Here is a 20,907-nt window from a genome sequence, read left to right on the forward strand (position 1 = left end):
AAAAATCCAGATATGCGCAGATACAACTATATGCAGGGAGCTCTTTTGCCGGTCTTCCTCCTGCTTGCTGTTGCCCAACAGGGACAGGCGCAGGTATTGCCCAGTTTCCCTTATTCGGCGCTTGGCGTGGGAGAGTTTAATTACAACACCCAGGGCATGCTGTCGGGAATGGGATATGGGGTAAGCGCCGTGCGAAGCGGCAGTTTTCTGAACAATGCCAATCCGGCTGCTTACAGCGCCCTGCAGCCGCATCTTTCATTGGGGGAGCTGTCGGCCACCGGGCTCGTCGCCACCCTGCAGAGCGGGTCTTCCACGGGTCAAAGCAGCGATTTCAACGTCAGCAGGTTTGCAATAGGGATCAAGGTGAACAAATGGTGGGGCACCAGCGTGGGACTGATACCTGTCAGTACCATGAGCTACCAGATTGTGGATGATAAGGCGGTGACCGGGACATCCAAAAGCATCAACAGTATCTACGAAGGCAATGGAGGGCTTCATGCTTTTTACTGGGGCAACGGCATAAAGATAGGGAATCATCTGTCCCTGGGTGTACAGATGAACTATATATTCGGATCCCTGAATCAAATGGAAAAGATCGCCTATGATATTTCCAACCCGCTGCTGACCAGCACGCAGCAGACCTTCCTCCGGAACCTGGATTTCAGCTATGGTCTGCAATATTTTACTCCGATCACCGACCGGCTGGATATGTCTGTAGGGCTGCAGTACCAGGGCCGGCGCGACCTCCGGGCAAGTTATACGCTGAGCATTGTCAGCGGTGGCGACACGCTCTCCGATGAAACCATGAAAGACGATTATTTTACCCTGCCTGATCAGTACCGCGCCGGTATTGCCTTCACCTTTGACGATATGCTGACAGTGGATTTCGACTATATCTTTGAAAAGTGGAATGATCTTTCCGTAAAGAGCAATAATGTGAGCCTGGTGAACAGCGTCAGCTACGGGCTGGGATTGCAGTGGTTCCCCGGAGGGAAGGATGTCCCTTACCGGAGACTGTTGCAGCAACGCCTCCTGTTCGAGGGAGGAGTAAATTATAACCGCTCCTATCTCCAGATAGACCAGAAGCAGATCAGTGACCTTAGTCTTTCGCTGGGCGCCGGCCTGTATAACCGGCCGGGCAATCTCAGTCTCGGCGTAGGCCTCGAAGTAGGGCAAAAAGGTACGATGGGTTCGGGGTTGATCAATGAAAGCTATACCAAGCTATACCTTACCCTGATCGTACGGAATATCTGGCTTACGAAGCATAAATATTACTGAGCAGAGCTGCTTTCACAGAGGCTTATTTCAAAAAGCCTCCTACCGCTGTATATACGCCTCCGATAAAGTTAGAGGAAAGCAGCAGTATCAATCCTGCTACAAGCGTCATGAAGACGGTCCAGATCGCCAGGGCGTGATCTTTACGGGTATAAGTCTGTACGGGTTGCATAAAAATATCTTTTTGACAAAAGTATTTTCAGCAGCCCTGACGGAAAAAGGCTTTCCGGCGGACGGCCGGATAAATCCGGTAAAGGAAGGAAGAAGGGAGGGCTAATCCTCCGGTGCATCATAAAGCGACAGGTTGGAAATGACCGGACAGGCCTTTGATTTTGTAACGGAAAAGCGGATACGGTTGGTGCTCACCGCCGGGAACCGTAATATCCGTTTGTAGCCGATTGTCGTTTCTTCGGCGATGGTCTTCCAGGCCCCGTCCTTCCAGGCTTCTACCCTGAAGGCCTGTACGCGCTGTCCGAGACGGATATACTCCTGGACCAGCAGCCGGTTTATGCTTTCTGTTCTGCCCAGGTCCACCGTCAGCGAACCGGTACGGGTAAAATCATTGGTGGTCCAGTAGGTATCGGGGTTGCCGTCATTGACCTTGCTGCCCGAGAACCGGGGATCATTTAGCCGCACTTCGCTGGCGGTAACCTTCCGCCCTGCGGCCAGGTCGCGCGCGAAGTCCTTTTTCAGGCGTGCCGCCAGCTCCATCAGCCGTGCGGAATCCGGCGCGGCAATCAGACCCCGCCGGTCGGCCGGTACGTTCAGCAGCATGGCGGCGTTTCTGCCGACGGACTGGTAATAGATATCCAGCAGCTGGTCCAGGGTTTTTACCTTGCCGTCTTCTTCAGCATGATAATACCATCCGGGCCGGATGGAGACGTCTGCTTCGGCAGGCACCCAGTGGGTGCCGTTTTCATGCCCGGTGGTCAGCTCTTTTGCATTGGGCCAGCCCGGGTAAACCTCGTCCCGCCGGAGTATTGACCAGTCGGTCTCGCCGGCGAATCCTTTTTCGTTGCCTACCCAACGGATATCCGGTCCCCCGTCGCTGAACATCACCGCGCCGGGCTGCAGCTTGCGCACCAGGTTCCAGGTGCTGTCCCAGTGATAATAGGTCCGCCGGTCGATCTCTCTTTTTTCATTGGCCCCGCCGTAATAGCCGGTGCCGCCGTTGGCCCCGTCGAACCATACTTCGAAGATGTCGCCGTACTGCGTGAGCACTTCGCGCAGCTGGTTGCGGAAATAGGCCAGGTATTCAGGCCGGCCGTAAGCGGCATTGTTACGATCCCAGGGCGAAAGATAAATGCCCATTTTAAGACCGTATTCGTCACAGGCTTTCCGCAGCTCCCGCAGCACATCTCCCCTGCCGTTTTTCCAGGGCGAATTTTTTACGGAGTGTTCGGTATATTTTGAGGGCCAGAGGCAAAAGCCGTCGTGGTGCTTGGCCGTGAGGATGATACCTTTCATGCCGGCGGCCTTGGCAATGCGCGCCCATTGCCGGCAATCCAGGGCAGTGGGATTGAACAGCTCCGGCGATTCGCTGCCTTCTCCCCATTCTTTGCCGGTAAAGGTGTTCATGTTGAAGTGGACAAACATGTAGTAGCCCATTTGCTGCCACTGCAGCTGCCGGGCCGAGGGAAGCGGTCCGAAAGGAGCCGGCGCGTTTGATTGTGCACGGGTTTGTCCGCCTGTCAGCAGAAGAAAGATAGCTCCCCACAAAAAACGTTTCATATCGACGTTGTTTTTAAGATAAGATCGATGTATTCCGGCGGCATGCGATCAGCATGCCTGTGCATGATCTGTTTTTATATGCGATTTAGAGACCGGTGAGCACATACTGCCTGCCCGGTTTCGTATCAAAGTCATAGACATAGGTCTTCCGCAGCTGCGGCGCTTGCAGCCGGGCTTTGGCGGAAGCCAGCGGGGCTTTCACCTCCGGCGTCCGGTAAAAAGGATTGGGATTTTTTCCTTTTGCGGAACGGAGCCTGAGACCCGCTATGCCCTGCAGCGGCTGATAGGTCCTGATCCTGCAGTTGCCACCCAGTGCGGAATGGATCGTCAGGCGGCTGATCTTGCCGTTTTTCCAGGCGATATCGGTTTTGAACCCTCCTCTTGCCATCAGCCCCTCTACGCTGCCGTTCGCCCAGGCGTCCGGCAGGGCGGGAAGGATATGCAGCGCGCCGTCCTGGCTTTGCAGCAGCATCTCCGCCACCCCGGCGGTATAGCCGAAGTTGCCGTCGATCTGGAAGGGAGGATGGGCGTCAAACATATTGGGATAGGTGCCGCCTTGTTCTTTTCCGCCGGCTCCCAGCGCCGGGCTCAGCTGATCGCGGATCAGCTTGTAGGCATGATTGCCGTCCAGCAGCCGCGCCCAGAGATTGATCTTCCAGCCCATGGACCAGCCGGTGGAAACATCCCCGCGGTAGACGAGCGAGTTTTTTGCCGCTTCAAAAAGCCGGGGCGTCCGGTACGGGGATATCTGGGCGGAGGGATACAAGCCATAGAGATGCGAAACATGCCGGTGCTTGTCGTCGGGATTATCCCAGTCATACAGCCATTCCTGCAGCTGGCTGTACTGCCCGATCTGCATGGGCGGCAGCCGGTCTTTTTTCTGCCGGAGCGTATCGGCGAGTCGTGTATCGCGGTTTAAAAGTGCAGACGCCGTAATGACTTCCGAGAAGAGGTCGGCGACCAGCTGATTATCCATAGTGCAGCCTGCCGTAACGGAAACGGATACCCCGTCTTTCTTCAGGTATTCATGTTCGGGGGAAATAGAGGGCGTTACCACCAGCCAGTGGTGCTCCGGTTCTTCCTGCAGCGCATCGGCGAAATAGACCGCTGCACCTTTTAATACGGGATAGATTTTCTGCAGGTAAGCCCGGTCCCCGGTAAACAGGTAATGCTGCCAGAGACGCTGGCAGAGCCAGGCGCCGCCGGAAGGCCAGAGACCGGAAAAGGCCCGGTCCACCTGTCCTGTGATGCGCCATATATCGGTGTTGTGATGCGCCATCCAGCCCCTGGCCCCGTACAGCGTGCGGGCGCTCTGCTGCCCGGTGACAGACAGCTCTTCCAGCATATGGGTCAGCGGTTCGGTCAGCTCGGGAAGCTGGGTGACTTCTGCGGGCCAGTAGTTCATTTCGGTGTTGATGTTGATCGTATACTTGCTGTCCCAGGGCGGATCCACCTTGTTATTCCAGATGCCCTGAAGGGTAGGCGGCTGGCCGCCTGGCTGTGAGCTGCATATCAGCAGGTACCGGCCAAACTGGAAATACAGCGCCGCCAGCTGGGGATCGTCTCCGCGAGAAAAATCTTCGATCCTTTTGTCCGTCGGGTTGTTCATCGCGGCGGTAGCGCCCAGGTCCAGCTTTACCCGGCCGAAGTACCGGTTGTAGGCTGCCATATGATCACGGAGGAGCCGGTCATAATCCTTCTCTAAGGCGGCATCCAGATAAGCGGACGCCTTTTGCGCGGCATTGCCGCCGAGGTCGTTATAGCTTTTGAAGTTGGTGCCGACTGACAGGTAAACGGTAGCGGTATCCACGGCTTTCAGCAATATGACGCTATCGGTCACCGACGCGGCGCCTCCCGCGGCAACGACCTTTACCCGGGTATCAAACTGCACTTTTCCCTGCTCGCCTTCATGGTCGCCGGAGGTTCCGGAAAGCACGAGCTCATTACCCTCGCGGCGTATCCGGTGCCGCTGCGGGCTGTCCATGCCTACGCTGCAGGTGATGCTGCCGGGTTTATCGGCCGTCAGGCGCACCGCGATGACCTGGTCGGGGAAAGAAGAAAAAATTTCCCTTTTATAATGTACGCCTCCTGCGGTGTAAGTCACGGTGGCCACGGCCTTCGAGATATCCAGCGTCCGGGTGTAGTCGCTGAAATGTGCATGGCCGGGGAAGGTGATCAGCAGGTCTCCGACGGGCTGATAAGGCATCCCGTCATTGGTGCTGCTTCTCATTTTTTCATTTGCCAGCTTTTGCGCTTCCACATATTTTTTTTCAAAAAGCAGCTTCCTCAGCTCGGGTATGACGTTTTTTGTAGCGGCGTTCACGTTGTTGTTGGGACCGCCGGCCCATACCGTTTCTTCATTCAGCTGCAGCTTTTCCTGCGCGGGTATGCCAAAGATCATCGCTCCCAGGCGTCCGTTCCCGATGGGTAAGGCCTCATTCCAGCTTTTTGCGGGCTGCCGGTACCAGAGGGTATAGCTGTTCTGCTGCGCAGGTCCCGGCCCCGGAGCGACGGATAGCAGAAACAGCGGTAAAAGCGCCAGCAGCAATCGTTTTTGATAAGACATGTTTTGGGTTGTTGGTCGTTCAGCGGTAAAAGGCAAAAGGCAAAAGGTAAAAGGCAAAGGGTAAAAGGTAAAAGGTAAAAGGTAAAGGGCAAAGGGCAAAGGGCAAAGGGTAAAGGGCAAAGGGTAAAAGGTAAAAGGTAAAGGGCAAAGGGTAAAAGGTAAAGGGTAAAAGGATAAATTAAGAGTTGAGGGTATTAGGGGGCGCCGGATCTTTGCTCCCGTTCGCGGGTCCGGATCATCTCGTCAAACTTTTCCGCCGATTGTCTGTCGAACAGGGCCAGCTTTTTCCAGGAAGCATCTCCGTATACGCCGGCCTGCGTATAGTCGAAAGGTTTAAAGCCGATCTTTGAAATCAGGGCGCGGTCCCTGATATGAAAATCATACTCCGCCGGATTTGCGAATTCCGGATCCGCGATGACCGATTGCCGGTCCTTTCCCGTGGAATCCTGCCAGGCTGCAAAATGCTGTTGCCCGAAAAGGATATCCCGGGTCCGCGTATCCCAGTAACAGTTGTGGTTTGCAAAAAAATGCGCTTTTATCCATCCCGGTTTTCCGATCAGCACACCCTGGTTAAAATAAACAATATTGTTGGTAAAGGAAAAAGACCGGTGATCCTCCACACGGGTAGCCTCCAGCTGAGCCCGGATATTCAGGGCGAAAATATTATTCCGGATGATGTTGTCCTTTCCGTAATGCTGATGGAAGGCGGAGCTTTTACATTGGTAGACCAGATTATTCTCCATGACAACGCCGGTGGATCCTTCATCCGTATACAATCCCCAGCCGCCGTATCCATAGGCATATACATGATGGATCACATTGTTGCTGACGGTGGTGCCTTCCGAAGGCCCGAGGGTATATACACCGCCCATATCGCTGAGCAGCCCCCAGCCCAGGTGATGGATATGATTATAGACGATCCTGTTCCGTTTGGAGGGGCTGTAGGTGTAGCCCCATACCCAGCCTACCGATATGCCGGAATAGCGAAAATCGGCGATTTCATTATGCGAGATCGTGTTATCGCCGGCGTTAAAAATGAGCACGCCCACGCCGGTGGGAAACTCATATCCTCCGGAACGGATGATGTTATTGTCTACCGTGATGTTCCGGGTAAGCCGTTCCGGCGCTTTCGATAGCTTGATCTCCCCAATCTTCACCCCTCCGATGCCCAGCTCGTGAAGATAACAATGGGTTATCCGGCTGTCCCTGCAGGCCGTTCTGAACCAGATGGCATTGTTGCCTGTATGGGCGATCTCACAGCGGTCGAGCCGGATGTCTGAGGCATAATCCGCGATGACCGTGGCGCCGGTTGGCGATGCCGCCTGGGCCGGCTCATTTCCGTTCCGGTCCATGACGTAACGGGTAAAACGGAAAGACAGGTTTTCAAAACGGATATGCTCCGCTTTTCTTTTTTCATCGCCGCGGATGACCAGCAGCGTTTCCAGGATGGGAACGGTGGCCCTGCTGTCGCTCATCTTCTCTCCTGCCCTCGGGATATAATACAGGGTGCCGGCAGGATCCAGGAACCATTCCCCGGGCGCATCCAGGAAGGCCTTTGCGTTTTCGAAAATAAACTGCGAATTATTATCCAGCTTGTTCCAGGGATGCATCGGATGTCCCGTGATGAACAAGGCCGTATCCTGCGGAGCATACCGCTGAATATATTTACGCGTCATATCCCAGGCATGGTAGACGGATAGGATGGTATTTTTCAGTCCGGCCGCGTTTACCCCTTCCAGCGCTTTGGATTGTTCGGGGGTGAGATCTATACGCTGTGTCGCCGTCCCGCTCCCGGCTTGGTCCGGGGTTTCGGAAACGGCCCCGGTTTTGAAGTACGCTCCTTCATTGGGCGTTCTTGCCCGTACGGCTCTTTTGCCGTTTACAAACAGCTGTTGAATGGTTCCGCCATAGAGAGACAGGTCGGGGATATGGATCTTCCAGAGCTTTTCGGAGACTTGCTCAAAAGGGGGCAGCGTTACTCCTCCCGAGATGACAGACGGCTCCGGTCCTTCTCCTTTTATCAGCAGCGGGGAAGCGGCGGTCCCCGAATGCGCAGCCGTGATCAGGAGCGGTTTTTTCAGGAAATAGGTGCCGGGGGCAACGAGGATCTCTATGGAGCCGGCTGCCGGCTTTTGACCTCGGATATCCCGCGCCCGGTCGCAGGCAGCCTGCAGGGTAGCCAGGGGTTGCGTCTTTGTTCCCGGGTTTTTATCATTCCCATCCGGCGCCACATAGACGGACTGGGCAGCCGCGCTGCATACGCTGCTGACGATAAGCAGGATGAACAGACCGGTATGGATAAGCTTGCTTTTCATTTTTAGGGCCGGCTTCTGGGTGTATTGCCGGTTGGCATTTTTATTTTTCAAGTTGGGCGATGGTCCAGCTGCCGGTTTTTTTGCCGGCCAAGGCCCTGACCTGTCTGACTTCCTCTGGGTTGACCACGGCTGCCTTGTTGCCCATGTCGTTGCGGATATAGCTCAGGGCAATAAAGGATGGTTAAAATAATGGAATTCCAGGTAAAAATAAACGTTTCCGGAGATTGCTTTTCTGTTCATTTACCCATTCCCGGTATTATTTTATCCGCGGTTGCGGCGGGGCGCAGCAGCTTTCTTAAAAGAATTACTATTTTTATTGTATTTATTCACCGATCCTTTCCGCATCATGCGCAAGCCGCTCGTCATCACCATTGTCACTTTGTTTATTTTGATCGCAGGTTTCTATGGCGTCCGTATGCTCGTTTCTCACAAAGATGAGCTTTCAGACGAATGGGATAAGTCCTATACCCGTTTGAGCAGCCGGTTCGGGGAAAGGAAGACGGTGTGGCTGCCGGACAGCACCCGTGTGATCCTCAATTCGGATAGCCGGCTGATGATCCCTGCGGATTTCAATGCAGAGCGCCGGGTAGTGGAGCTCGACGGGGATGCTTTTTTTGAGGTGGCAGCGGAAGAACGCAAGCCGTTTATCGTCCGTACCGGAATGCTTGTAGTCACGGTGCTGGGCACCGCTTTCCGCATAGCGGCGCACCGCGAAGATGCGGGACAGCGTCTTGAGCTGCTGCGGGGTAAGCTGAAGGTGCAGAAGGGATATCCCTCGGAGTTTGATGAGGCCGAGCTGCTGGAGGGCGGCGATATGATCCTGATCAACCGGGATATCGACCTGATGGAAAAAGAGACGTATGATACCACGGAGCTGCTGAGCTGGAGAAAGGGTGCGCTTGTGTTTTCCGCCACCCCTTTCGGAGAGGGCATAAAACGGCTGGAAGACTGGTACGGGGTGGAGATCGAGGTAAAAAAGACACCCGGGGCGCCTCCCCCCTTTAACGGTACGTTCAGCCACGAACGGCTCGAGGCCGTGCTCGACCGCCTGATCGGGGCCGGACACTATTCGATACGGGATCGGCGCGTGATCATCGCTTACTGAGCCGCTCCTGCGGCTTCCCGTTCATATCCTTCGTCGGTCAGCAGCGGCCCGCTGTCCGCCGCAGCGGTGGCCAGCTGATCACAGCGGTTGTTGAGGGGATTGTCGGCATGTCCCTTCACCCAGCGGAAACGAATATGATGTTGTTTGTAAAGCGTCAGGAATCGCAGCCAGAGATCCTTGTTTTTTTTGTCCTTGAAGTCTTTTTTTACCCAGTTGAATACCCAGCCTTCCTCTACGGCTTTGGCCACATAGTTGCTGTCGGTATAGACCAGGATATGAAGACCGGTTTTGGTCAGGGCCTCGAGCGCTGCGATCACGGCCATGAGTTCCATGCGGTTGTTGGTGGTGCGGCGGTATCCCGCCGATAGCTCCTTGCGGTGTCCGCCCCACATCAGGATGGCGCCGTATCCGCCGGGTCCGGGGTTGCCGCGGGAGGCGCCATCGGTGTATATGGTGAGTTGGTTGGTCATTGTTCGGTGATTTCCGATTTCCGATTTCGGGTTTGAGGGTTCTGGTTTTTGGTTTGCAGTTTTCGGTTTCTCGAAATTTAAAATCAAAAATTTCAGGTTTAAAATCTAAAGTTTGATCGTCTGGAATGGAGCCTTAGACTTTGAACCTTAAACCTGAATGACGCCGGGGTTGAACGTTGCGGTCACGGGGGCATGGTTGGCGGCGGTGAGACCTTCGGAGATGACGCGCCGGGTATCGAGCGGGTCGATGATGGCATCCACCCAGAGCCGCGCCGCGGCATAGTAGGGCGTGGTCTGCTGCCGGTAGCGTTCGGTGATGGTATGCAGCAACCTGTTTTCCTCCGCTTCGCTGATTGTTTCCCCCTCTTTTTGCAGCGCGGCCACCTGGATCTGCAGAAGGGTTTTTGCTGCCTGCTCCCCGCCCATTACGGCGATCTTTGCGGAAGGCCAGGCATAGATAAAGCGTGGATCGTATGCCTTACCGCACATGGCATAGTTGCCGGCTCCGTAGGAATTGCCGATGATGATGGTGATCTTGGGCACTACGGAATTGGCTACGGCATTGACCATCTTGGCCCCGTCGCGGATGATGCCGGCATGCTCGGAGCGGGAGCCTACCATGAAGCCGGTGACATCCTGCAGAAATACCAGGGGTATTTTTTTCTGGTTGCAGTTCATGATAAAACGGGCGGCTTTGTCGGCGCTGTCGTTATAAATAACGCCGCCCAGCTGTAATTCCCCTTTCCCGCTTTTTACGGTCCTGCGCTGGTTGGCAACGATGCCCACAGCCCAGCCGTCGATCCGCGCATACCCGCAGAGCAGGGTGCCGCCGTATTCGGCCTTGAAAGGCTCGAACTCCGAGCTGTCGGTCAGCCGGTCGATGATCTCCTGCATATCGTAAGGCCGGGAGATATCTTCGGGGAGGATGCCATAGATATCCGACGGCTTCTTTTTGGGCGGACGGGGACTGACCCGGTTAAAGCCCGCCTGCTCGGGTTCGCCCAGCTTCGCGATCAGTTTACGGACATGGTCCAGGCAGGCCTTTTCCGTTTTAAACCGGTAGTCGGCGGTGCCGGATATGGCGCTGTGCGTTTCCGCACCTCCTAACGTTTCCGCATCTACGTTTTCTCCGATAGCGGCCTTTACCAGATACGGACCGGCGAGAAAGATGGAGCCGTTGCCTTCCACCATCAGCGTTTCATCGCTCATGACGGGCAGGTAAGCGCCTCCGGCCACGCAGCTGCCCATGACCGCCGCAATCTGGGTGATGCCCATAGCGCTCATGCGCGCGTTGTTGTAAAAGATCCTCCCGAAATGTTCCTTGTCCGGAAATATTTCATCCTGCAGGGGCAGGTATACGCCCGCGCTGTCTACCAGGTAGATGACGGGCAACCGGTTTTCCATGGCGATCTCCTGCATACGCAGGTTTTTTTTGCCGGTGATGGGAAACCAGGCCCCGGCCTTGACCGTCATATCATTGGCAATGATCACACATTGCCGCCCGCTGACATAGCCGATGCCGGCGATGGTGCCGCCGGCGGGACAGCCGCCTTCTTCTTCATACATCCCGTAGCCGGCAAAAGCGCCGATCTCGGTAAAGGGCAGATTTTTATCCAGCAGGTACTGGATGCGTTCCCGCGGCGGCAGCTTTTGCTGTTTTTTTATCTTCTCCATGTTTTTCCGGCCTCCGCCCCATGCGATCTCCTGCAGCTTCTGCTCCATTCCCCGGATGCTGAGACGCATGGTATCCTCATTTTTATTGAACTGCAACCGCTGTTTATCCATCTGACGCTCTTTTGTGATTAAAAATAAGGGATTTCGGGAAAACCGTCCGGGCGCTATTCGTCCATTACACAACGGAAGCCGATGCAGCCGGAACGGTCTATGGACGGCGCCATAAGCAGATACTTGCCGTATTGGCTCAGCGCTGACGCGGTTGGGAAATACCAGTTGGACCCGGCGGAGCGGTAATAGCCGCCTCCTTTCAGTACGGCGGCCCGGGTGTGTTCGTCGGTATATTCATCGGTCCATTGCCAGACATTGCCGGTCATGTCCATGACGCCGAAGGGACTGGCGCCTGCAGGATAAGCATCCACTGCCGTCGGGGGACGCATATCGCGACCGTGAGCCGGGGGCGGTATCCGCGTAGTGTCTTTGACGTTACCCCAGGGATACCGCCGGTTGTCGGTGCCCTGCGCCGCATACTGCCACTCCCATTCGTGGGGCAGCCGTTTGCCGGCCCAGGCGGCGTAGGCGCGGGCGTCGTCCAGGGAGACCCAGGTGACGGGCTTGTCCGCCCAGCCTGCGGGATAGGTGCCGTTTTTCCAGTCTTTAAGGAAATTATGATCATCCGCCGGGTGATAGCCGGTAGCGTTCATAAAGGCTTTGAACTGTTTATTGGTTACCGGGTATTTGTCTATATAAAAAGAAGGGACGGACAATGTATGGGTTTGTGAGCGGGCAGGGTGCGTTTCCCAGGGATGCTGGATGCCCACGGCTTCCGGCAGCTCATTGCCTTCTATCATGATGCCTTTCGAGCTGAAGCGGTATTGCTGTGCGGCAGGTATGCGGATCATGCCTTCGGGTGTGCCGGCAGGAGCTGCGGTCTTCTTCATCTTCACGATCTGCTGGGGCAGCGGTTTCCAGGTATCCGGCAAGCGGTGCAGCGGTTGCTGCGCCCGGGCGTGTATGGCGGTCAAAAGCCGGTTTAACGCAGCATCGGCGCCGCCGGTCCGGATGGACAGCACAGCGCCGAAGCCGTGGCCTTCCACGGGAAAGCTGAGCACGATCCGGTCGTCCTTTCTTTGGGGGGTAAGGGAAGTGCCGTTCCACAGATCGAAGTACAGCCGGTCTTTCTCATAAGGCAGCTGCAGTTGCCCGCCTTGCCTGGAAAGGCTGTCGCGGTTCACCAGGGTATAGACAGTACGGTCTCCTGCGGGAAAGGCGGAGGCAAAGATGCCTTTTTGCAGGACCGGAATATGCGGCTCCCAATCGGCGCTGCTCCATATGCCGGGAAAGGCGCGGTAGAGCATGCCGATACGGCGGATGGCCTCGGCATAGCGGTCGGGAACCTGGTTCCAGATGCCCCAGATATTCTCCCAGGCGTTGTAGCCGACGCCGTTGAAAAAGGCATATTGCAGGTCGTCGGTTTTGTCGGTAGCCCAGCGGTTGGTGACGTTTATCTGGTGGCGGGGCTCAAACCATTTGTAAAGGCTCACTCCCGGCGTATAGGTATAAGGCCAGTAGTAGCCCCAGCTAAGCTGGTTCCAGCTGATCATCTTCAGCTCCTGCAGGTTGAGCTCCGGCTGAAAGGCCACGGGGTAGCCGAGGCTGTCCCAGGCGTGCCGGAAGGCCTCCGGTATGCCGTGCATGGTATCGCCGTTCATGCCGTCTGCGCCGAGGTCTTTCATCTCCCGGATAAGGGCAACGGGCATGGACAGGCCGATCTTCCGGGTACCGTGGTCCCAGTACATGATGGGAAAGAAAACCCTTACGCCGCGTTTTCTGAAATCGCGGATCATCTGCCTTACGGCGGTTTTGCCCCCGGGCATATCTGCCACCAGGTCGTACTGGTTGCGGTTGTCGATGCCGATATTGGGATAGGTGGGCCAGATGAGTACGGCGTCGATGCCCCCATACCGTTTTTTCAGGTCGTCGAGATAACGGTCAACCGTGTACCGGCGGGCCGCGGGATCATAGAAATAGCGATCGTGCGCCATCATCTGGGCATAGATAAAGGTTCTTTGCACCCAGGCAAAAGCTTTGTTTTCGTAGGCGGAGGGATCATAGTGCAGGTTATCTTTTTCCGCAGCTCTCCACTCCTTCATGCCGGCCAGCCATGCGGCGTGCTGATCGGGAGAGGAGGGTCCGGCCAGCAGCTCCTTCAGATCGCCCTGTGGTTGCGGCTGCTGCGCGGTGGCATGGCGGAGCAGAAAAAAAGAGCAAGCAAGCAGGAGACTTTTCTTCATAAGAGGGAGTTTTATCCCGGACCCGATGCGGGATCTTAAGCAAATAAGCAGGGTGCTTCTCTTCATGGGGGCGGGTTGAAAATAAGGTAATGTAAAATAGGCGTTTTTATTTTTTCCGCGGGCATCTTTCCTAAGGAGCAATACGAGTTAAATATAAATATAATTTGTATTGTCATTTTTAGTCTTTTCTGTCGTTTTTTCAGATCATAAGAAGGTCAATCCTTTACAGATAAGTATGATAGACGATTTTGACGGAAAGGAGAAAGGGTTTTTAATTACATTATTACAAATTAAATGTTTGTTATTTTAATGAATTTTGACAGTAATATTGAATATTGTTTTTAATATTGTGATATAATTTTAAAAATTAAGTGATTTTTGAGTGAAAAACATGAATTTTGTATTCATTATAAATAATTATAACTTATGATTGTGAATACTGCCCCGGGAAGTTACCGTAAAAAGCTGGTGGTCATCGGCAATGGTATGGTCGGTCATAAATTTTGTGAAAAATTAAAAGAAAAAGATCGCCATAACGAATTTGAAATCACCGTATTCGGAGAAGAGCCGCATCGTGCATACGACCGCGTGCACCTCAGCGAGTACTTTGCCGGAAAGTCCGTGGAAGCGCTTTATCTCTCCGAAGCCGGCTGGTACGAAGCACAGCATATCCGCTTGCATCTCGATGACCCGGTGGTGGAAATAGATAAATTTAAAAAAATTGTAACATCTTCCTCGGGTATCTCCTGTTCCTATGATTACCTAATCTTTGCCACCGGCTCCTCTCCCTTTGTTCCTCCCATCGTCGGTTCGGATCACTTCGGGGTTTTTGTATACCGTACCCTCGAAGATCTGGAGCTCATCACCGCCTATGCTTTCAAAGCCAAAAAAGCCGCTGTGATCGGCGGAGGGCTGCTGGGACTGGAAGCCGCCAAAGCCATGCTGGACCTCGACCTGGAAACCCATGTCGTCGAGCATTCGCCGCGGCTGATGCCCCGGCAGCTGGACGAAACGGGAGCCTTTTTCCTGCAATCCAAGCTGGAGCACCTGGGTATCCGCATCCACCTGAAGAAAGAAACTTCCGCGATCCGCGGAAAGGAAAAGGTGGAATGGATAGAATTTGCGGACAATACCCAGCTGGAAACCGACATGGTGGTGGTATCCGCAGGTATCCGTCCCCGTGATCAGCTGGCCCGGCAGTGCGGACTGAAAACCGGTCCCCGCGGCGGCATCCTGGTCAACGAACAGATGCAGACCTCCGATCCCTGTATTTATGCCATCGGAGAATGCGCCCTCTATGAAGGTATGATCTACGGACTGGTGGCCCCGGGTTATGAGATGGCGGAGGTGGCCGCCTCGCGACTGACGGGTGCGGATAAATCGTTCAGTCCCTTCGACATGTCCACCAAGCTGAAGCTGATCGGCATTGACGTGGCCAGCTTCGGCGACCCCTTCGGCATGAATACGGCGCACAGCCCTGTCATCTTCGAAGACCGGATGCGGGAAGTGTACAAACGCATCAACGTTTCAGAAGACGGTAAAAAGCTGCTGGGGGGTATTCTTGTCGGCGATACGCGGTCTTACAACATGCTGCTGCAGACCTATCTCAACGAGCTTTCCCTTCCCCGGGATCTCGAAAGCATCCTTTTTGAAGGCGGCGGCGGAAACAAGCAGGCCGGGGTGCTGGCCCTGCCGGATACGGCGCTGGTCTGCTCCTGCGAAAGCGTGTCCAAAGGCGTTATCTGCGGAGCCGTGGCCAGCCAGGGCGTCACTGACGTGGAAGGGATGAAAAAGTGCACCCGGGCCGGTACCGGCTGCGGCGGCTGCATCCCTATGGTAAAAGACCTGATCCAGGAATCGCTGAAAGCCCAGGGCAAAACAGTAAGATCCACGGTATGCGAGCATTTCTCCTACAGCCGGCAGGAGCTGTTTGACCTGGTCAAGATAAAGGCGATCAAGACCTTTGACGAAGCCCTCGAAGCTTTTGGGTCGGGCAGCGGCTGTGAAACCTGCAAGCCGGTGATCGCTTCGATACTGGCCAGCGCATGGAACGATCTGGTCATCAAGCAGGCCACTATACAGGATACCAATGACAGGTACCTGGCCAACATCCAGAAAGGCGGTACCTATTCCGTGGTGCCCCGCGTGCCCGGCGGGGAGATCACACCGGATAAGCTGATCATGATCGGGCAGATCGCCAAGAAATACAATCTCTACTGCAAGATCACCGGTGGACAGCGTATCGATATGTTCGGCGCGCATGTCCATCAGCTCCCCGAAATATGGGAGGAGCTGACCGCGGCCGGCTTCGAAAGCGGGCATGCCTATGGCAAGTCCGTCCGCACGGTAAAAAGCTGCGTAGGGTCCACCTGGTGCCGCTACGGATTGCATGATTCGGTAGGGTTTGCCATCGAGCTGGAAGAGCGTTACAAGGGCCTGCGCTCCCCGCATAAGATCAAGATGGCGGTATCCGGCTGTGTACGGGAATGCGCCGAAGCGCAGTCCAAGGATATCGGCGTCATCGCCACCGAGAAGGGATGGAACCTTTTTGTCTGCGGCAACGGCGGCGCCAAGCCGCAGCATGCGGTGCTGCTGGCCACCGATATCGATAAGGAAACCGTGGTGCGCTATATCGACCGCCTGCTGATGTACTATATCAAAACGGCGGAGCCGCTGACCCGTACCGCCACCTGGCTGAACAAGCTGGAAGGCGGGATCGAGTATCTGAAGAAAGTGGTTGTATACGACGAGCTGGCTATCTGCGGAACGCTGGAAGAAGAGATGCAGCAGACGCTGGACCACTACTACTGCGAATGGAAGGCCGTGGTGGAGAATCCTGAGCTGCGCAGACAGTTCACTCATTTTGTGAACTCGGATGAACCCGATCCTACCGTGGAATTTAAAGAAGAACGTAAGCAAAAGTTTCCGGCCGCATGGGTCTGAGCCCCTGGCCGGCAAGAGATGCCCGCACGCTATTTTCTGTCTGTATGCCGGAAAATAACGCCGGGCGGGAAAAGTAAAAACCCTGTTTATGAGAAAAAAAACAACGCTTGAGAAGAAGCCGGCCGGAAAGAGCGCCGGCTGGTTCAAAGCCTGCCGCGTAGAGGATGTACCTGCAAACGGAGGCGCCTGTATCCGGTACGGACAGGATCAGATCGCCGTTTTTTATTTTACCGGCCGGCAGCAATGGTTCGCCACGCAAAACCTTTGCCCCCACAGACAACAGATGAGCCTGTCCCGGGGACTCACCGGCGACGCTTCGGGAGAGCCGAAGGTGGCCTGCCCCTTTCACAAAAAATCGTTTTCCCTCCAAACGGGCGATTGCCTTTCCGATCCCGGCTTATACCGGATCAAAACCTATCCTGTAAAGATCGAGGACGGCTATGTACATATCGGCGTGGAGTGAATATCTTTTTAGGCCGTAGAAGCGAAAGCTGAAATATCAATCCATCACTTGAAAAAGCTATAGCATGAACACTTCTTATATAAAGCGATACGGCGTTGTTTTCTTCCTGGCCCTGACAGTATGTTTTCTGATCAGTGCCCGGCTGTCTGCCCAGACCGGGCCCCCGGCAGAGAATGATGCGGGTACGGCAAAAATAAAACCGGTAGTGTTTGACGGCGCCCTCATCGCAGGCTACGTGGATAAAGGCGCTTTTGTCAACTGTACCGGTCCCGGCATGCGCCTGACCGTAAAGTCGGTGGCTTTTATGCTGGGCATGCTGCCGTCGCTGCGGATCAAAGAAGATGAAGTGGCGAAAGATCAGCCGAAGAATGCTTCCGTCACCCCTACCTTAGGCGCAGGGCTTACTTTTTCCTGTCGCCATTTTGCACTGCAGCTTCCGCTTTATTATAATGCGAAGACAGCTGCTTCCAACGGGAAATGGAAAACGGGAGTTGGAATAGGTTACCGCTTTTAGGGATAAATCGTTTGTGATTATATAACCGGATACGAAAAAAATACCGCTATGATTACCCATGACAGACCGCTCGGTAAGCTCAACATCTTCAGCCTGAAAGGGGTTCAGATGCGTACGTTCCATATCACATGGCTGATGTTTTTTGTTTGTTTTTTCGGCTGGTTCGGTCTTGCTCCGCTGATGCCTTCCATACGGGAGGAAATGCATCTTACCAAAAACCAGGTCGGTACGCTGGTGATCGTGTCGGTGTCTACTACCATCCTTGCCCGGCTGCTCATCGGGCAGCTCTGTGATAAATGGGGCCCGAGAAGGACGGCCATACGTCTGCTGCTGCTGGGTTCCCTGCCGGTATGCCTCGTCGGGCTGGCCCGCGATTATACTTCCTTCCTGCTTTTCCGCGGCGCCATCGGCATCATCGGAGCGTCGTTTGTGATCACACAGTTTCATACCTCGCTGATGTTTGCCCCCGGCATAAAGGGCCGGGCCAATGCCATCACCGGAGGCTGGGGCAACCTGGGCGGAGGCGTTACCAATATGGTGATGCCGTTGATCTTTGCCGCCATCGTCGGGATGGGTTATACCCGGCCGGAAGCCTGGCGTTATGCCATGATCCTTCCGGCAGTGATGATGTGGATCGTGGCCTGGCTGTATTACCGGTATACAAAAGATACGCCGGAAGGGAATTATCCTCCTCGTCACAAAACAGGCGGGAAGCACCGTACAGACTGGTCCGTGCTGCGCGACTGGCGGCTCTGGGCGCTGACCCTTGCTTATGCCATGTGCTTTGGTATGGAGATCACCTTCGATAATGTAGCCGCCCTTCATTTTGTAGATACTTTTGGTCTTACCCAGTCGGCTGCCGGTTTCTGGGCCGGGGCTTTCGGCGCCATGAACCTGTTTGCCCGGGCGCTGGGAGGCGTGGCCTCGGATAAGGCCGGCGCCCGCTCCGGCATGAAAGGGAAAGGCCGCCTGTTGGGGGGTATGCTGTTGCTCGAAGGAACAGGACTGATCCTGTTTGCCCATGCCGGCACGCTGGTAACGGCTGTTATCTTGATGTTGTCTTTTGCCCTTTTTCTCAAAATGGCCAACGGAGCTACCTATGGTATCGTTCCGTTTATCCGCGAGGAAAATATGGGCCTGGTCAGCGGCATCGTGGGCGCAGGGGGCAACTGCGGCGGCATGCTGTTCGGCTTTCTCTTCCGCTCGGAAAGTATCTCCTATGCACAGGCCTTTACCTGCATAGGCATGATTATCCTGGCGGTGTCCCTCATCATCCTGCTGACCCGTTTCGGAAAGGCCCCGCAAACCGGCCTGGACCGATCCGTTGCGGTCCTTGCATTGGCTGCGGAAAGCCCGGCAGCCCGTGGGGATTTGTTGCTGAAAGATACAGTCCCGGTGGATGAAACCGCCCTTGAGCATAAAGGATAAAACAAAAAAGATGCGCGACATCAGTGCCGAAACCGAGTCCTTACGGAGCGCAGCTGCTTCCGGGGAGCTGCGTTGCTCAACGTCAACGATCCGGCAGATGAAGGAGGGAATCCTGCTGAAAGACAATCTCCTGGGCATGGCCCGTTCGGCGGCCCTGCTGGCGGCGAAGAACGCCGACCGGCTTATCCCGGATTGCCATCCTGCCGGGCTGGATGCCCTGGAGATCGGGTTCGAGGAAGAAGTAAAGAACGGCGCCGGCATACTGTCCATCCGGGCTTCGGGAAAAAGCATCGGCCGCCGTGGCCCGGAAACGGAGGTGCTGACAGCGGTCAGCATTGCGGCGCTGGTGCTGTACGACGCGCTGAGGGTGATGGACGGGCAGCTGGAGATCGGCAGGATACGGCTGCTGGAAAACCCGGCGCGAGCGGAACAGGGTGGTTCCCCGCGCTGCGCCATACTGGTATGTTCCGATTCCACCGCTGCGGGAAAACGGGAAGATAAGTCCGGTAAGATCATCTCTGCGTTACTGGCGGATGCCGGAGCCGAAGTGGCCGCCTATAAAATCGTACCGGACGATAAGATGCTGATCCGGCAGCAGATCGCTGCCTGGGTGGAGCAGGATATCGCCTTTGTCTTTACCACGGGCGGTACGGGGCTCGGACCCCGCGATCATACGGTGGATGCGGTAAAGGAGATGCTGGAAAGAGATGCGGACGGTATTACGGAAGCCATGCGGCATTACGGACAGCAGCGCACCCCTATGGCCATGATGTCCAGAGCGGTGGCCGGCTCGATCGGACAAACGCTTGTGATAACCCTGCCCGGCAGCTCGGCCGGCGCACGCGAATCGCTCCGGGCCGTATTACCTGCGGTATTTCATGCCCGTAAAATGCTGAAAGGCGGCGGTCATTAAAAAAACTTTTATGCATACGATCCGTGAAGCGCTTAACCTCATCCTGCAGCACAGCAGGTACCCGGGCACAGCGATCATCCCCCTGGAGCATACCCTGTACAGGGTGCTGGCTGAAGATATCCTGGCCGACCGGGACTATCCGCCCTTCAACCGCTCCGCTATGGATGGTTATGCCCTGCGGTCCGGCGACCTGAAAGACAGCAACAGCCTGAAATTGGTATACGAGCTCCGTGCAGGCGACCACTTTGAGCCTCGTCTGCAGCCGGGCGAATGCATAGGTATCACCACCGGAGCACCCGTGCCTGCGGATGCCGATACCGTGGTCAGGGTGGAAGATGCGGCGTCGGCCGGCAGCCGGGTGACCTTTTCTGTCGCCCCTGTCCGCGGCGGACAAAACATCGCATTCCGGGGCGAGGATATCCGGGCACAGGACGTCCTGTTGCTGAAGGGCACCAGCATCACCGCTCCCCGGCAGGCGGCGCTGGCCATGACGGGACATACAGGCGTTGCCGTATCCCGGCTTCCTTCCGTGGCGATCTATTCTACAGGCAACGAAGTGCAGCCGGTGAGAAAAAACGGGCCGCCCCATCATATCCGGGATTCAAACAGCTATGCCCTGCGCGGCCTGCTGCAGTCCTATGCCATCCATACCCCCGTACACGATCCGGTACCCGATGATCCCGCAGCTTTAAAGCGGGCTTTCCGGAAAGGAATGCAAGCCGATATCCTGATCATCAGCGGCGGCGTCTCCCGGGGAGCGGCAGATTATGTGCCGGGCGTGCTGGAAGCGCTGGACATACAGCCGCTTTTCCACCGGGTCAGGATAAAGCCCGGCAATCCCCTGTGGGTAGGTGTTACTCCGGCTAAGAACATCGTCTTTGCACTGCCCGGCAACCCGGTGGCTGTGCAGACGGCTTTTAAGGTGTTCATTGAGCCTTTTATCCGCAGCTGTCTGGGCATGCCCCCGCTGCGGCCGTATTATTTTCCGATGAACATACCCCGCAGGAAGCGGACGGCATTTGACGAATATTTTCCCGTTGTCCTGCACGGGGTGGATAAACATACCCGGGTTCATCCGGTAGCTTATAATGGAAGCGGGGACGGCATCGCTGCGGCCCATGCGGACGGCCTGGCCCTGCATCCTGCCGGCCGGGAAACGCTGGAGCAGCAGGAGGAAGTGGCCTTTTATCCCTGGCATCACTGGTTTTGACAGACA

The 20,907-nt window shown here is 55.5% G+C and carries 15 protein-coding genes; 8 read left to right on the top strand and 7 right to left on the bottom strand.

The annotated features are described in order from the left end of the window. Nucleotides 1-12: 12 nt before the first annotated feature. A complete protein-coding gene (gene bamG / locus ABD851_RS06090) occupies nt 13-1,278 on the top strand; it encodes a BamG family beta-barrel-assembly machinery protein (protein ID WP_344977054.1) in 1,266 nt (421 codons plus the stop codon). A 22-nt stretch (nt 1,279-1,300) separates the two neighbouring features. Here bamG and ABD851_RS06095 read toward each other — a convergent pair whose 3' ends face one another. The 4 genes from ABD851_RS06095 to ABD851_RS06110 all read right to left on the bottom strand — a co-directional run bounded on the left by ABD851_RS06095 (nt 1,301) and on the right by ABD851_RS06110 (nt 7,887). Continuing rightward, complete coding sequence (locus tag ABD851_RS06095; protein WP_344977056.1) at nt 1,301-1,447, bottom strand: hypothetical protein; 147 nt, start codon at nt 1,445-1,447, stop codon at nt 1,301-1,303. Between the two features lie 101 nt (nt 1,448-1,548). Next, the gene (locus ABD851_RS06100) at nt 1,549-3,006 is read right to left on the bottom strand and encodes an alpha-L-fucosidase (RefSeq protein WP_344977059.1); all 1,458 of its coding nucleotides are present in this window, start codon (nt 3,004-3,006) and stop codon (nt 1,549-1,551) included. Nucleotides 3,007-3,091: 85 nt separating this feature from the next. After that, nucleotides 3,092-5,572 (bottom strand): glycoside hydrolase family 95 protein, encoded by a 2,481-nt coding sequence (locus ABD851_RS06105; RefSeq protein ID WP_344977062.1) that lies wholly within the window; start codon nt 5,570-5,572, stop codon nt 3,092-3,094. A gap of 194 nt (nt 5,573-5,766) precedes the next feature. Next, on the bottom strand, nt 5,767-7,887 hold the full coding sequence (locus tag ABD851_RS06110; protein ID WP_344977064.1) for a right-handed parallel beta-helix repeat-containing protein: 2,121 nt from the start codon (nt 7,885-7,887) through the stop codon (nt 5,767-5,769). A gap of 346 nt (nt 7,888-8,233) precedes the next feature. Here ABD851_RS06110 and ABD851_RS06115 point away from each other — a divergent pair, with 346 nt between their 5' ends. Then, nucleotides 8,234-8,992: a FecR family protein gene (locus ABD851_RS06115; protein WP_344977066.1), complete on the top strand. Its 759-nt coding sequence runs from the start codon at nt 8,234-8,236 to the stop codon at nt 8,990-8,992. On the opposite strand, the gene rnhA is transcribed toward ABD851_RS06115, so the two are convergent. The 3 genes from rnhA to ABD851_RS06130 form a co-directional block, all read right to left on the bottom strand. Further along, nucleotides 8,986-9,462, bottom strand: a complete 477-nt coding sequence (gene rnhA, locus ABD851_RS06120; protein ID WP_344977068.1) for a ribonuclease HI — start codon at nt 9,460-9,462, stop codon at nt 8,986-8,988. The two genes, ABD851_RS06115 and rnhA, sit on opposite strands and share 7 nt — an antisense overlap. Before the next feature lie 147 nt (nt 9,463-9,609). Then, complete coding sequence (locus tag ABD851_RS06125; protein ID WP_344977071.1) at nt 9,610-11,247, bottom strand: acyl-CoA carboxylase subunit beta; 1,638 nt, start codon at nt 11,245-11,247, stop codon at nt 9,610-9,612. 53 nt (nt 11,248-11,300) lie between these two features. Then, on the bottom strand, nt 11,301-13,430 hold the full coding sequence (locus ABD851_RS06130) for a formylglycine-generating enzyme family protein (protein ID WP_344977074.1): 2,130 nt from the start codon (nt 13,428-13,430) through the stop codon (nt 11,301-11,303). A gap of 432 nt (nt 13,431-13,862) precedes the next feature. On the opposite strand from ABD851_RS06130, the gene nirB reads away from it, so the two are divergent. The 6 genes from nirB to ABD851_RS06160 all read left to right on the top strand — a co-directional run bounded on the left by nirB (nt 13,863) and on the right by ABD851_RS06160 (nt 20,901). After that, nucleotides 13,863-16,373: a nitrite reductase large subunit NirB gene (gene nirB / locus ABD851_RS06135; protein WP_344977077.1), complete on the top strand. Its 2,511-nt coding sequence runs from the start codon at nt 13,863-13,865 to the stop codon at nt 16,371-16,373. An 88-nt stretch (nt 16,374-16,461) separates the two neighbouring features. After that, a complete protein-coding gene (gene nirD / locus ABD851_RS06140) occupies nt 16,462-16,836 on the top strand; it encodes a nitrite reductase small subunit NirD (RefSeq protein WP_344977080.1) in 375 nt (124 codons plus the stop codon). 64 nt (nt 16,837-16,900) lie between these two features. Beyond that, nucleotides 16,901-17,350, top strand: coding sequence for a hypothetical protein (locus ABD851_RS06145; protein ID WP_344977083.1), 450 nt, complete (start codon nt 16,901-16,903; stop codon nt 17,348-17,350). A 48-nt stretch (nt 17,351-17,398) separates the two neighbouring features. Beyond that, the gene (locus ABD851_RS06150) at nt 17,399-18,778 is read left to right on the top strand and encodes an MFS transporter (RefSeq protein WP_344977086.1); all 1,380 of its coding nucleotides are present in this window, start codon (nt 17,399-17,401) and stop codon (nt 18,776-18,778) included. Between the two features lie 10 nt (nt 18,779-18,788). Beyond that, nucleotides 18,789-19,691, top strand: coding sequence for a bifunctional molybdenum cofactor biosynthesis protein MoaC/MoaB (moaCB, locus tag ABD851_RS06155; protein WP_344977088.1), 903 nt, complete (start codon nt 18,789-18,791; stop codon nt 19,689-19,691). Between the two features lie 10 nt (nt 19,692-19,701). Next, nucleotides 19,702-20,901 carry a molybdopterin molybdotransferase MoeA gene (locus tag ABD851_RS06160; RefSeq protein WP_344977091.1) on the top strand — a complete coding sequence of 400 codons (1,200 nt, stop codon included), beginning with the start codon at nt 19,702-19,704 and terminating at the stop codon, nt 20,899-20,901. The last annotated feature ends 6 nt before the right edge of the window (nt 20,902-20,907 follow it).

Source organism: Compostibacter hankyongensis (assembly GCF_039541075.1).
Lineage (GTDB): Bacteria > Bacteroidota > Bacteroidia > Chitinophagales > Chitinophagaceae > Compostibacter > Compostibacter hankyongensis.